This is a genomic window from Rhodococcus sp. BP-261 (genome assembly GCF_019835205.1).
GTDB classification, from domain to species: Bacteria; Actinomycetota; Actinomycetes; order Mycobacteriales; family Mycobacteriaceae; genus Rhodococcoides; species Rhodococcoides kyotonensis_B.
In genome coordinates, this window is record NZ_JABUCO010000016.1 from 72569 (window position 1) to 87159 (window position 14591).

The 14591-nt window shown below is 62.6% G+C and carries 9 protein-coding genes; 6 read left to right on the forward strand and 3 right to left on the reverse strand.

The features are described 5' to 3' along the window. Positions 1-58 precede the first annotated feature (58 nt). Positions 59-1453, forward strand: coding sequence for an ATP-dependent endonuclease (locus HQ354_RS17425; RefSeq protein WP_222635277.1), 1395 nt, complete (start codon positions 59-61; stop codon positions 1451-1453). Positions 1454-2131: 678 nt separating this feature from the next. Here HQ354_RS17425 and HQ354_RS17430 read toward each other — a convergent pair. Next, positions 2132-2605, reverse strand: a complete 474-nt coding sequence (locus HQ354_RS17430; protein ID WP_222635276.1) for a hypothetical protein — start codon at positions 2603-2605, stop codon at positions 2132-2134. Between the two features lie 336 nt (positions 2606-2941). Here HQ354_RS17430 and HQ354_RS17435 point away from each other — a divergent pair, with 336 nt between their 5' ends. The 5 genes from HQ354_RS17435 to HQ354_RS25930 all read left to right on the forward strand — a co-directional run bounded on the left by HQ354_RS17435 (position 2942) and on the right by HQ354_RS25930 (position 12634). Then, the gene (locus tag HQ354_RS17435) at positions 2942-3604 is read left to right on the forward strand and encodes a hypothetical protein (protein WP_222635275.1); all 663 of its coding nucleotides are present in this window, start codon (positions 2942-2944) and stop codon (positions 3602-3604) included. Then, complete coding sequence (locus HQ354_RS17440; RefSeq protein WP_222635274.1) at positions 3598-5493, forward strand: type IV secretory system conjugative DNA transfer family protein; 1896 nt, start codon at positions 3598-3600, stop codon at positions 5491-5493. The genes HQ354_RS17435 and HQ354_RS17440 overlap by 7 nt, the downstream gene beginning before the upstream one ends. After that, the gene (locus tag HQ354_RS17445; protein ID WP_222635273.1) at positions 5490-5912 is read left to right on the forward strand and encodes a DUF4913 domain-containing protein; all 423 of its coding nucleotides are present in this window, start codon (positions 5490-5492) and stop codon (positions 5910-5912) included. Before HQ354_RS17440 ends, HQ354_RS17445 begins: the two co-directional genes overlap by 4 nt. Before the next feature lie 252 nt (positions 5913-6164). Beyond that, positions 6165-6779 carry a hypothetical protein gene (locus HQ354_RS25630; protein WP_261768872.1) on the forward strand — a complete coding sequence of 205 codons (615 nt, stop codon included), beginning with the start codon at positions 6165-6167 and terminating at the stop codon, positions 6777-6779. A gap of 239 nt (positions 6780-7018) precedes the next feature. Next, entirely contained in the window at positions 7019-12634 is a 5616-nt protein-coding gene (locus HQ354_RS25930) for a helicase-related protein (protein WP_308115315.1), read from the forward strand. A 208-nt stretch (positions 12635-12842) separates the two neighbouring features. Here HQ354_RS25930 and HQ354_RS17455 read toward each other — a convergent pair whose 3' ends face one another. Beyond that, the gene (locus HQ354_RS17455) at positions 12843-13415 is read right to left on the reverse strand and encodes a hypothetical protein (protein WP_222635272.1); all 573 of its coding nucleotides are present in this window, start codon (positions 13413-13415) and stop codon (positions 12843-12845) included. A gap of 185 nt (positions 13416-13600) precedes the next feature. Continuing rightward, positions 13601-14494 carry a hypothetical protein gene (locus HQ354_RS17460; RefSeq protein WP_222635271.1) on the reverse strand — a complete coding sequence of 298 codons (894 nt, stop codon included), beginning with the start codon at positions 14492-14494 and terminating at the stop codon, positions 13601-13603. Between the last annotated feature and the right edge of the window lie 97 nt (positions 14495-14591).

Here is a 14591-nt window from a genome sequence, read left to right on the forward strand (position 1 = left end):
GGTTTCAATCTCGCAGGATCGATTAGTGCTGGCCGTCGTATCACGAGGAGGTAAATAGGTGACTAAATTTCGCTCTATTCAGGTAGGTGGGCTACGCGGGTTTGACGAACTGCAGAAGATCGACCTTGCGCTCCCCGATGGCGCACCAGGGAGCGGACTGACGATAATCGTCGGCGCGAATAATAGCGGCAAGTCAACTTTGATCGAAGCGATGCGAGCGCTCGCGCAACACGCGACATCATCCTTCTCGTCAGGCAAGCGGAATGCCCAGTTCGGCGATAAAGTGCAAATGAGTATTACTGATGCGGATGACAATACGAAAGAGTTAGCGTCTATCGAACCAGGTGGGAGTCAGACTTTCTGGAAAACTGAGGAAATTTCAGAACTTGACCTTTTAGTGGTTCCATCCCGCCGAGGATTTAATGCATTTTTCAACAAAACCACTCCTATTGAGCGCGAATTCTTTTCCTCGCAATACGGAATCCCACCCCTAAGGTCGCAGCTTCTGGATAGTCAATTCGCTAGCCGGCTGTTTAAAATCAACGACGATGTTGATTCCAAGCGAGAGTTCAACAAACTACTTGCCCAAGTGGTACACCCAACACCCACCTGGACGATTGATCTGGAAGACTCCGGACAATACTATCTGAATTTTCTCTGGCAGAACGGTCAAAGTCACACCAGCGAAGGTTTAGGAGAGGGAATCGTTAGTTTAATCTCCATTCTCGATGGAATATACGACGCCAAAGATGATTCCCTGGTCGTGATCGACGAGCCAGAACTATCGCTACATCCACAATTGCAGCGAAGATTAAGGGAAGTGATCAGCCAGTTCGCCTGCGATCATCAAGTTATCTACTCGACGCATTCCCCCTACTTTATCGACTGGGGCGACCTTGCCAACGGCGCAAAGATAATCCGCTCCTTCAAGGACGGAAAAGATGGTGTTCGGCTACGCGAAGCGGACCCCAACGTCGTTAAACGGTTGAGCAAGCTGAAAAACGATCTCTTTAACCCACACACATTGGGCCTCGATGCCGTGGAAGTCTTCTTTCTTGAGGACAACGTGATTTTGACTGAAGGCCAAGAAGACGTCGTCTTCTTCAAGAAAATCGACGAAGTACTGGGTGACCAGATGGCAGGTTCGTTTTTTGGTTGGGGTTCGGGGGGTGCCGAAAAAATGGGAATCTTGATCGAGCTTCTTGAGTCGATGGGATACAAAAAAATTGTCGAAATACTCGATGGCGATAAAGTTATCCTAGCGGAAAAGTACCGAAAACAGTTTCCAAACTGCCATTTCGAGGTGATTGCGGCCGACGACATACGAACTAAACCGGCGGTCAGCCCCCGCCCTGAAAAGATTGGCTTGTTTGACAACAATAAACAATTTAGAAGGGAGTTCGAGTCTGACACGAAGAAATTGTACGATCGAGTGAACGCATACTTGTCGTAATCCCACCATCCAAGTCGCACCTGCTTCCTTGACCCGAGGCGGTGACGGATGGGTCAGGTCGAGGTGGTCGGAACGTTCCGCGCCGAGGATATGTGTCAGGCCGAGTACGAGAAACGTAGCGATGTACGGCGGGGTCTTGATCGGATCGCCCTCGCTCCCTCCTTTGTGCAGCCAGGTCAAGATGTCGGCGGATCCCAGGGCGTCTCGCTCTTCGTCATTGCCGACAGCGATGTGGCGGCCGTGTCCGTGTCTCCACATCTGTCCGTTCCTACATCTACGACCGGCGACACTTGGCCTACACCACCGATTTCACTGCAGCCGAAGAACGGCTCGCACAAGCAGAACTAGGACTGTGCGGTGCGCCATTCCATGACCGGCGTCGAAAAGCTGACGTCAGGCGCAGAACGCCGCTACAGTTCAACTCGGCGTTGGTCGATTTCTGACCCCCGGCCGAACTGTCTCACGTCGCTCGGAGTGGTATCCGAATACGACTGGGATAAGGGGGTAAGAGATGGAACTACTCGTGGTAGTCCTTGTCGTAATTCTGCTGATCTCAGATCACCGGAGATAAGGCAACGCCTGGGAGGTGGGTGGTGTCTTTCAAGGCGTCAACCCACCTTCCACGAGGTGGGAAGTGGGTGGGGGCCTTAGTCTCAACCCACCTCCCATCTCGGAAAGTTAAACCACACGTCTGATGTCGTCGAGGTGGCGTTTGAGACCTTCGAGCTCGATAACGTCTGTTTGCAGTTTGGTCAATGCCCCGTAGAGAGTCTTGGACGTCTGACGGTCGTACGCGTAAATCGACGCACCACGCAGATCGTCCCCTAGGGGCGCGTCAGGATTTTCCTGAGCCTCGGTGAGGTCGAGACGAAGAGCTTCGACCTCCGTCTCGACGACGCGCATTGTGCGGTCGACCCGGTCGAGCTGCGCGGTGTAAAGCTTCAACACCAGCTGCTCCACCTGTGTCCATGACGGCACGCTGTCACGGTGAAGGTACGCATGACCGCGTCGACTACGCACTACACCGTGTATCAATGCGCGCGAAGACACCAGTTCCTGCAAGACCTGAACCCTGACGCCACACTCTTTCGAAGCAGCCGATAGCGTGACGTACTCCGGGTTATCTCTGGGGTCCAGCTCTGTCTCCGCCATCCTGGCAGCGTACGTATTCGGCCCGCCCTCGACACAAACTGAACGAATGACCGATGTCAAGATATCTTGACAGATGTGGTGTAGCTTCGACAAGTCGCAGCGGTGAATGCCGCGTGGATGTGTTCGGGTCGGTCTTCGGCTAAGGTAGGTGGTGTTCGACCGTCGATGAGGGTCACGGTCGAGCGTCACCTCCAGCAACGACGTTGCGCTGCACACGATTTCCGTGTGTCCGGTGCATGTCGCGTCGTGGGCTGGTTCGACGCTCCCAGTGAGGACCCTTCTCATGTCCGACAATCCGTTTCTGATTTCCGCGCCTGTGGTGGGCGGTGATCGTCGATGACCGCCTTCTCCGCCGACGAACAGACTCGCCGTACTCGTCTGGCACATGCCGCGTATCTGCGTGGTCGCCGCGCCGCTGTCGCTGCGGTCGCCCACCGAGGTCTGGCCCAACGAGCTAATGCGCCCCGCACCCAGGTGCGCGAACAGGTCGTCCAGGTCCGCGCGGTCCGCCAGTACGAGCGGCCAATCGATCATCTCGACGGTGATGCGGCGATCGCTCGCGCGGCGATCTACACCGCGGCCGCCGCCGTGGCTGCCGCGACCGCGCGCAGCGAAGTCGCCCTCACCGACAGCGCCGAGGCCCGCGAGATGCTCGCGCGCACCGAAATCCACGAACAGGCCTGGCGTGACCGGCTCGCCGATTCCGGTATCGACGTGCCGTCGATCGAGACCACCATCGCCGACCTGTCCACCGACACCGCCCCCGACGACAACGTTGCGACGTGGCCGAACGTGACCTCCGAAGTCAGCGACAGCGAAGTCGAGGCCATCGCGCAGGACACCCTCGACACCGCCGCCGGCAGTGCCGTGGAGCCGGAACCGTTGCTCGATACCCTTCCTGCCCCGGTACTCGAGACGGTCGTCGACATCACCGACTACGCCGAGGTGATCGACGTCGAGCACACTGTCTCGCACGATGCGGAGGTCGGCGCATGGTGAAAACGACCCCGACCTCGCAAGGTGCGGGCACGAAAAACTCGCTGCTGCCGCTGTACCTGACCGGGGTGTTCATCGCGGTCATCGCCGCCGCCTACCTTTCCCTGTGGCTCGGGCATGTGTTCTCCGGGACCAGCGGGCAGGTACCCGGAAACCCGTTCACTGCGCTGATAGAAGTTGCTGGCGGCGACCTGGCTTGGCCGACCATGTCGACGGTGTTGGTAGTGGTGTTGTTGGTCGTCGGGGCAGGTCTGGCCGGGGTGCTCGCTGCGGCACTGGGCAAGAAGTCGACGACGGCGATCGACGACAAAGCCCGGCTGATGGGATCGACCTCGAAGCTCACCGGGGTCACCGGCACGCAGGCCGCCGCCCGTGCACGTTCACTGCGCGGGGATCTGGACGCCGATCACCAGCTCACCGACGCCGACATCGGTGTGCTGGTGGGGCGGACGGTGCAGGGCGGGAAGAAGCTGTTCGCTTCGTGGGAGGACATGATCCTCGCGCTCGCCGGACCGCGCATGGGTAAGACGGCGGCGTTGGCGATCGACAACCTGTGCACCGCCCCTGGTCCGGCGCTGTTCACCTCGAACAAGCGTGATGGCCACGACGCCACCCGGGGTATCCGAGAAGGCACAGGCGCGGTGTGGCGCTACGACCTGCAGGCGATCGCCGACGGCCCGCACGTCGCCGGGGACGGGTTCTATTGGAATCCGTTGCGTTCGGTGGTGTCCATCGTCGCGGCCCGTAAGCTGGCCTCGTATTTCGCGGCTGCCTCGCGAGACGATGCGGCGCGGGTGGATGCCTACTTCGACGGCGGCGCGCAGGAGCTGCTGGCGCAGATGATGCTCGCCGCGTCCTGCGGCGGCGGGGATCTGCTGCACGTCTACGGCTGGCTCTCCGACGAAGAGAACGAGCTGCCCCAGCACATCCTCGAGACGCACGGCCACCACATCGTGGCGCTGCGTCTGAAGTCGGTGCGCGAGCTCAACCCGCGGCAACGCGACGGCCTCTACGACATGGCCCGCCGGTTCGTCGGACTGCTCGAAGAACGCACCTACGCGATGAGCATTCTGCCGCCCGAACGAGCCGACCTGTCGCTGGCCGAAATCCCCGACACCACCATCGGGCGTACGGTGCGCTACCCACACTCGTTGCCGGAGTTCGTGGTCGACGACTTCGTGACCTCCACCGACACGCTCTACGCCCTGTCGAAGGAAGGCCCCGACTCCTCCGCTGCCCTGACCACAGCGTTGATCGGGTCGATCATCGACGCGGCCCAGCGGACCGCGCGGTTGTCGCCGCGTGGACGGTTGCCGGTGCCTATGCTGTGCATTCTCGACGAGGCGGCGAACGTGTGCCGCCTGCCGGAGCTTCCGGCTTGGTACTCGCACCTGGGTTCGCAAGGAATCTGCGTGATGACGATCGTGCAGAACCTCTCCCGAGCGCAGCGAGTGTGGGGCGCGGACGGGGTCAAGCAGCTCGTCGATGCCGCGAACTTCCTTTGGTACGGCGGCGGACTCAAGGACAAGAACGCTCTCGCGGACTTCTCCTCCATCGTCGGTGACCACGACGTCGAGCGCTGGTCCACCTCCAACAGCGGCGGCCTGTTCGGCGGCGGCTCGTCCTCGCGGTCGCAATCCTGGTCGAAAGAAGCGATCCTCACTGTCGACGATCTGTCGTCGCTGCCGAAACAACGTGCCCTGGTGTTCATTTCCGGGAACAAGCCGGTGCTGGTGGCCAAGCTCGACTGGTACCGCGACAGCGGCCCGAACAAGACCGGCATCGAGGACTCCCTCGCCCTGTACTCGATCGGAGACAAGACCCGAAACCTCGCTGCAGCAGCCGATCTCGACGACTCAGACTCCTACGACGATGCGGAGGCCACCGCATGAGCACCGCAACTCCCCCACCCGACGACAACGACGACGGCGAGGAATCGGCTGTCCCGCAGACGAAGTTCCCCTCCTTCGATGTCTGGTTCGATTCGTGGCTCTCGGCGATCGTCTCCCGCAAGCTCACCTCCACCGCAGGCAAGCACCGCACCTTCTGCCCACGCTGGTGGGAACACCCCGAGGTCGTGGTCCGGCTGCATTCACTGTGGTCGGCGTGGGAGGCAGCCAATGCCGCCGAGGACGGGGCCGCGATGTCGGCCTGGTGGGTCCACCACGGCGATCCGCAGCTACGCACGATGCTCGACGCCGAGAACGGCCCTATGTACCGGTGCTCGCGCGAATCGCACACCGCCACGGTGCCGTTGCGGTTCCATTTCGTCGCTCCCCCGTCGGGCTGGTTCGCCGATCTGACCGCCTGAACGCCCGAGAAAACCTGACACAACCAACCCCGACAACCACCGGGGCCCTGGTGGGTGGCTAGACCCACCAGGGCCGTTGCGGCCGGATCGTGCTCCGGCCGACGACGACGTTAGCGACCCTGCCGCCCTGTACGCGGCGGCGGGTCCGCTGACGTCGATCGTCGACACACCTCTCCAGGAGCACACCCGTGGCCACGCCCGCCGATGACAACCAGCTCGATTTGTTCGCCGAGATGAAGGACAGTGATAGCCATGATCGACCCGAGCACCCAGGACGTGATGAAGCTCTATCTCGAGCACGTGGGACTGCCACCGGAGCTGAGCCCGGAGGATCAGCAGGACTTCCTCGAACGCGAGAGCGAGCGGATAGCCGAGCGGATCGACAACATGAAGATACACATGCAGGACCGGGCGCTGCGCCGTTACGTGCAGGACAACGGTCACCCGGCTCCGTATCTGGAACAGACGGGGCTGATCGAGCAGGCGTGGGCGGAGGCGACGACGTTCGTGATCGACGAGGAAATCTACGGCCAGCTCCCGGAGAACCTGGACGACTTTCCGGAGGACGAGGAGCCGACGTCGGTGCAGACCGAGCGCGAGCTGGCGCGGATTCAGGTGCACCGGTCCGATCCGGAGAGGTGGCGCAACCCGCTCAACTGCGCGGACCCGGAGAAGTGGGCGCGGAATCTGATGTTCCAGCTGTGGGCGGACCGGCCGGGGAAGTTCCACTACTTCGCGAGCCATCTGCTGCAGGCGAGGATCGAGGACGATCAACCGTATCCGACGTCGACGACGCACCCGCTGTATCCATCGTTCACGAACCTGCTCGACGAGCGGACGGCCGAGTACGAGCGAACCGGAAAGTAAAGCGCCGCAGCGCCTCCGATGCGCAACTCGATCTGTTCGCGTTCGACGCGGACGGGGCAGCACCGATCGACCCCGCCTCGACCGACGTCGGCGCCGCACCGCTCCCCGCGCCGCGCGACCCGGCCGTCCTGATCGCCGAAGCCGCCGCGGCCACCGACAGCAATGCCAGCAATACCAGTATTGACAGCGGCCGGGTCGTCGATTTGTCTACTACGGCGCCGGACGGCATCGAATCTGCTGTGTCGCAGCCGTACTCGCCTTCCCGCGAGGATGTCGAACCAGCCGTCGACGAACCGGTCGTGCCGGCTCCGGTGGTGTCGGTACCGGTAGTCACTACGCCGGTCGACTTCCGTTCCGGACCGCAGGTGTTGGTGCCGTCGGGGACGAAAGCGCGGGTGCGGGCGAACATCGACGCGCTGCGGGTGTTGTCGACGGTCACCGAGCAGCAGCGCTACGCGACGTCAGCCGAGCAGGACGTGCTGGCCCGGTGGTCGAGCTGGGGCGCGACCCCGCAGGTGTTCGATCCCCGGCGCGAGGACTGGAGTCGCGAGCGGGAAGAGTTGCGCGCGATTCTCGACGACACCGCCTGGTCGCAGGCGCAGCGCACCACCTTGAACGCGCACTACACCGACCCAGCGATCGCGGATGCGATGTGGCGGGCGATGATTCGAGCCGGGTTCACCGGCGGCCGCGTCCTCGAACCGGGCTGCGGATCGGGCACGTTCATCACCCACGCCCCGGCGTCGGCGCAGATGGTCGGCGTCGAACTCGACGCCACCTCCGCTGCGATCGCGGCCGCGCTGTCACCGTCGGCGCAGATCCGCGCCGAAGGATTCGAGAAGACTGCGGTGCCGCAGCGCTCGTTCACCGCAGCGATCGGCAACGTCCCGTTCGCCGACGTGCGGCTCTACGACCCGGTGCACAACCAGTCCAAACACACCATCCACAACCACTTCATCGTCAAATCGTTGGCGCTGACCGCCCCCGGCGGCTATGTCACGGTGCTGACCTCCCGCTACACCCTCGACGCCCAGAATCAACGCGCCCGCCGCGACATCGCCGCCCTCGGTGATCTCGTCGGCGCAGTCCGGTTGCCGTCGAACGCGTTCCGGCGGGTCGCCGGCACCGACGTCGTCACCGACATTCTCGTGCTCCGCCGCCGCGAGGACGAGAAGAAGATGTCTGCGCTCACCACGCGGTTCCTCGGTCTCGAGAACGCCACCGCCCTCGACGAGGCCGGCGAGGAGAAGGCCGTCCCGATCAACGCCGTCTACAGCGATCACCCCGATTGGGTGCTCGGCGAGCTACGTGTCGGGCACGGCATGTATGCCGGGGATTCGCTCACCGTCGCTGCCCGAGACGATGTGGAGCTCGCTGGGGCTGTCGAGGAGACCCTGACCTCGATCGTCGACACCGCGAAAGCGAACGGTCTCGGTCACACCGCCTCCTGGACCGACACCCTCGGGCCCACCCGTGAGGATTTCGAACGGGGCCTGCTCGCCGTCGGCCGCAGCGCGGCCGCTGAGGATCTCGCGGTCGGGACGCTGCGGCACGACGCCCAGGCCGGAGTGATCGAGCGGTGGATGCACACCGGCTGGGAGTCGGTGAGCACTCGCGGCGCCAAGCAGGTCGCCGAATGGGGAGCCCTCCTCGCGCTGCGCGATACGACCCATGCGGTGATCGACTCGCAACGCGACACCGCCACCACACCGGGGGAACGGCAAGCGCTACGGGAGATCCTCGGCGAGCAGTACGACGCCTACGTCGCCCGCTACGGCCCGATCAACCGGTTCACCATGACCGTGCCCAAGGACCTCACCGACGCCCAGCACGACGCCGCTCTGACGAAGTCGATCGAGACCTGGCGCAAGGATGAAGGGGTCGCCGGCGACCCGTACGCCGGGGACATTCCCGAAGACGTGTATTCGCGCCTGTCGGATCAGGCGTGGATCAATCCGCGCACCCCGACGAAGCTGCAGAACCACCTCGGGCGCGCGATCCGCAACGATCCGACGTTCGCCCCGGTGCTCGCGCTCGAACAGTTCGACGAGTCGACGATGACCGCCCGCAAGGCGGCGATCTTCCACGCCGATGTGCTCTTCGCCCGTGAGGTCCGCGAGTACGCCGAATCGGTCGACGAAGCGATGGCCATCAGCCTCGACGAGCACGCCCGCCTGGACGTCGACCGGATCGCCGAGCTCCTCGGGGTCGAGCGCGCGGACGCCGAAGCGGAGATGGAGGGCAAGGCGTTCCGCACCCTCGCCGATCCGGAGCGGTGGGTGCCCGCGTCGACGTATCTGTCGGGCAACGTGCGCCGCAAACTCGCCGACGTCGAGGAAGTCGCGGCGCTCGATCCGCGGTATCGGGTCAACGCGGACGCGCTTGCTGCCGCGATTCCGCCGCGCAAGACCGATGTCGATGTCGCCCTCGGGGCGCCGTGGGTGCCGATCGAGACCTACACCCAGTTCGTTCGGGAAGCGTTCGAAGTACCGGAGTACACCGACGTCGTCGTCGAGCGGGCGTCGGGCAAATGGGAGGTGGTGGTCAATCCCTATCGCGGCAGCCACGAACAAGATCTCAAGTGGGGGTTGGTGCCCAAACGCGGTACGTGGTCGACCTCGTTCAACTTCGAATACCGGCCTGCCGAAGACCGCGGCATCGGCAATGCCGGTGTCCGCTCCGGTGACTACGAATGGCAGGAGTTGCTGGTCGATCTGCTCAACAACACCACCATCGAAATCGGGACGTCGAAGGAGTTCCGCGAGAGCGCCGGCGCTCCCCTGGTCCACGACGCCGCGACCCGCGCCGCCCAATCGAAAGCCCGCCGGTTGGCGCAGGAGTTCGGGCAGTGGGCGCTGCACACCGACGACGCCCGCCGCGAACAGCTCCTCGACATCTACAACGAGAAGTTCAATTCCGTTGTCGCACCGGTCCATTCCGGCGCGTATCTCGCGTTGCCCGGCCTCGGTGAGACATTCAATCCGCATCCGCATCAACGCGACGCCGTGGCCCGGATCGTTGCGGAGCCGACCGTGCTGCTCGATCACGTCGTCGGCGCGGGCAAGACCGGCGTGATGCTCATGGGCGCAATGGAATTGAAGCGTCTCGGGTTGGCGGACAAGCCGTGGATCGTGGTGCCCAACCACATCATCGACCAAGTCGTCCGTGAAGCCGGGCAGTGGTATCCCGGCGCACGGATTCTCTCCGGATCGGCGGCCACCGACGCCGAAGGCCGGCGGCTGCTGATCGCTCAATCCGCGTCGCAGGACTGGGACATGGTCATCGTTCCGCAGTCGGCGTTCTCGGCGATCGGTGTCGACCCCGGCACCAAGGCCGAGTACATACGCAGCCAGGTCGCAGACCTCGATGCCCAGCTTGACCGCGATCTGTCGGACCTGTCCATCAAACGGCTCGAAGCGAAGAAGGCCCGGCTGGAGGAGAAGCTGGAGACCGCGCTCGATCAAGCGGGTAAGGATCTCGGGCTGACGTTCGAGGCATCCGGGTGTGACTACCTGTTCGTCGACGAAGCCCACGAGTACAAGAACCTCGCGCGAGCCTCCGACGTCGCGGAACTGGCGAACGAGGGCACCAAACGGGCCACCGACATGGACCTCAAACTGCGGTATCTGCGGGCGATGCGCCGAGAAGAGGCCACCGCGAAAGGCATCTCGGCCGAGGAATACACCGAACGCGTGGCCACGTTCGCCACCGGCACCCCGGTCGCGAACTCCCTGGCCGAGCTGTGGGTGATGCAGCACTACCTACGCCCCGATCTGCTCGACGACGCCGGGGTCTCCGAGATCGCGGATTGGGGCGCGACGTTCACCGACACCGTCGAACGCGTCGAACTGAACTCTTCCGGATCGAGACTGCGGGCGGTGACTCGGATCGGTGAGTTCACCAACGTCGGCGACCTGATCGGCATGACGAGCGTGTTCACCGACGCCGTCACCCGCGACCAAGTGCCGGCCGACCTGCCGGTCAAAGTTGGGGGCCGCAACACCGATGTCCTGTTCACCCCCGCTCTCGAGGTGCAGGACTTCATCGCCGACCTGGGGTTCCGCGCCGACGACGCAGACCGGCGTCGACCCGACCTCGACAACGCGCTCAAGATCGCCAACGATGGCCGCAACGTCACCCTCGACCCGCGCGCCGCCCATCTCGATCCCGCACCCCCGGAAAACTCCCGCGCCCATATCGTCGCGTCCCGGATTTTGGAGGTGCACAACGAGAACCGGGACAACACCTACCTCGACACAGCCGGGCAGCCGCATCCGACGCCGGGGGCGTTGCAGATCGTGTTCTGCGACCGCTCCACCCCGAAAACCGACGGATCGTGGTCGATCTACGACGGCATCCGGGACGAGCTGCTCGCCGGCGGAATGGAACCCGCGCAGATCGCCTACGTGCACGACTACGCCAAGCCGTCGGAGAAAGCGCGGCTGTTCGAGATGTGCCGCACCGGCAAGGTCACCGTCGTCATGGGCTCGACCCAGAAGATGGGCACCGGTACCAACATTCAGGACCGGGCCATCGCGCTGCATCACGTCGACGTGCCATGGCGCCCTGCCGACCTCGAACAACGCGAAGGCCGAATCATCCGCCAGGGCAACCAGAACCGTGAGGTGCGGGTGTTCAACTACGTCGCCGAAAAGACGTTCGACACCGTTATGTGGCAGACGATCAACCGCAAAGCGCACTTCATCGAACAGCTCAAGAAAGCTGATCGGTCGATGCGCCGCGTGCAGGATCTCGACGCGGATTCGCTCGCGGAGAACTCGGCCATGACCAAAGCCCTGGCCACCGGCGACGAGCGCTACATCAAGCAGATCGAACTCGACTCCCAGCTCCAAGAGCTCCAGTCCGAAGCCGACTCGCATTTCGCCGAGCAACGCTCCATCGAACGCGACCGCGACCGCCTCCGAAGAGAAGTGCCCCGCGCCCGTGACCGCGTCGCAGGGTTGGCCGCTGCCGCACCCAAGCTCAAAAGCAGGCGGGACGCCCAGCAGTGGCCCGGCATCACCGTGCGCGGCCAGTTCCACAGCACCCGTCCCGAAGCGGCGGCAGCGATCACGAAAGCGCTGCAATCGGCGTATTTCAGCCTCAAAGGTCAGGGCGCGACCAAATCAGTGGTGATCGCGCAGATGAGCGGCTTCGACATCGAGGTGGCGCGTCCGGCCACCGACAGCGCCCTCTACGTGTCGTTCTCCGGTCTCGGATCGTCGGTCAAGACCATCGTCCAATCCGAGCTGTATCCCAAAATGAACGAATCCGACGGCATCCAGCACGCGCTCGGTTTGCTCACCCGGGTCGAGAACATGGCCTACACCGTCGACACCGACCTCGGGAAAGCCGAGCAGTCACTCGATCGCGACGAGCACCGACTGGAGGTGCTCGAGACCGTCGAGCTGTCCGACTTCCCGAAAGCGGTGCAGCTCAAAGACCTCTCCGACGAAGTCGCTCGCCTGCGCCGGGAGATCAAAGAAGCCGAGTCCAGTCCCGAAGCGCTCGCCCGGGAGGCAGCACGCACCGAACGAGCAACAGCGAAAGGACGAGAACCCGGCTGGTCACTCAAGCTCAACCCCACCCCCTCTGTCGTCGAAGCACTCGGATTCGACACCGCCGACGACGTGCGGGCGATGATGCGTACTAACGAACTCATCGCAGCCCAGGAAGCGAAAGCACAGCACACCGGGGTCGCAAGGCTAGAACAAGGCGACCCCTCAACTCGTCCTGGTAGGTTCCTCGGCGCCGTGGACAACGACGGCATCGGCCGATGGCAGGACTCCGGTAACGAGCTGGAACCACCGACACCCGGCGCGCCACCGGATCGGGGCTACGACCTCGACAGCTAGTCAGCACGGCTCGCGGCAAATGCGGTCCGTCATTAATTGGTGGCGGACCGCAGTAATTCTATCTGTTATACCGTTCGGCGACAGCGCAATCAGGCTGCTCCGAACGCTGATGTTCGAACGGGTCTACCGCTGCACAGAGACCTATACATCCACGGATTGCATTGCCACGGTGTTTCGTTTGGTCAACTGTTCCAACGTACGACGTACATCACGACGGGAACTGAGGAAAAGCGATCTGCGGGCAGAGATAGGTATTGGTTACTTTCAGAATTTCGTTGGTGGGAGAAGTGCCCGGCAGATCCGGCTCGAACGTCTCGGATGGATTTCTGTTCGCTTGGATTATTAAACAACTGTCGTACGCACTGAGGAGCGCGTGTGCCCTGGTCTCCGCAATCTCTGTCATACCGAGGATCACGCCGGTGCTGACCGCGTCGTCAGGACCGTAAGCGGCTACTGTGGCGGCGCAATAGCCGTCGAGAAAATTTCGTTGGCCCCCGGCCGGAGTGGCATCAACGACCCCCCTGAGAAGCTCAGGGGGCCCTGACCCCACAAACGCGGACGCACCTAATTCGTCGTAACTGAGATTGTCCCCGTCAGTTCCGCACTGCCCGCTATACCCGCTCTCGGGCAATCCCGGTTGCGCGACAGATAGCGATGTCTGTGTGGAATCCGCTGCATCGACGGTTGATCCACTGTCCCCCCCGCTACACGCGGCCGCGGACATGACAACGGCAATTGCCATCGTGATCAGGCCGAAGGCCGGTCGGATGTACATAGTCACAGACGGAAGCATACGACTAACAACTCCATCAAGGGCATCAGGTCATTCAACCGAATGACCTGATGCAGCTGGACAAAGCCCTCTGGACAAAGCCCTACAGTCGCGAAAAAGCAACGGATTTCATCGCCATTCGTAGCTGAACGAGATGAATATAGGTCGATATTTTTGCGAAATACCCCAATCCCTTACCGGCTTCGCCATTCCATCAGCGTGAAGTCTGACCAGTCGCCGGGTACCTCTTTGGGTTCGCCGCCGGCAAGGTCGACTGTGTAGAGCTCTTGATTGTTTGGACGACCAAGCAGGAATGCCACACTTTGTTGGTCCTTTGTCATGACAGGTTGAGCGACCTGAGTGACGTTCGTTTCCGGCAAAAGTCTCTGGCCGGTCGGGCCACAGCTCGCGAGAGATGGGAGCGAGGCAAAGTCTGCGAGGTAAATCTGAGAGTCACTCGCCTCTCCGTAGTCGACGAACAGGGCTTTGTTCGATGGTGTGAACGAATAGACCTCGTGGTAGCAGCTTTGTGGCTGAGCGTAGGTTCCGTCGGGCAGGAACTGAACCCCGTATCCGCCAGAAGAGTTGATCTGGGTCGATTGCTGGGTGTCGGGGTCAACGACGAAGTAACGCCAATCGATTGTTCCCTCGGTTTTCACGGCGTAGTTGAGTCGACCTTGGTAGTCGAACCTGACTGACTCGAAATGCTGAGCTTGCGCGAACTTACCGTTGACGATCTCGGGGCCGCCGGGAACGAATGTCCCGTCCAGGTCGTACCAACCGGCGCGTTCGGTCCCATCGGCTTCCGTCTTTCGCGCCGCAAGACGGGTCAGTTCTGGGGACAGGGCAGTCCCTGGACCTTCCTCAAATGTACGGCCCCCCAACTCGATGTACTTCGTGTATTCGGCGGTTTCGGGGTCGATGGTGCCGATTTCGTACGGCATGCTGCTTCCGTTCCAGCGCCCTACGAGTATTCCGCTCAAGTCGGACAGGTCCGAAACGCTCTTTGCTGCCGACGTTGTGGTCGAGCCGTTGGTCTCGACCACCGAACCGGTGGAACCGCTATCGTTCGCCTGCTCGACCGCCACAGTCTCATCAGTGCTGCAACCGGCCACAAGGAGCACTGCTCCGCACATCGTGGCGAAGAGCCGCTTAACGGGCCTGGACGTGAGGGGCATGAAGCGA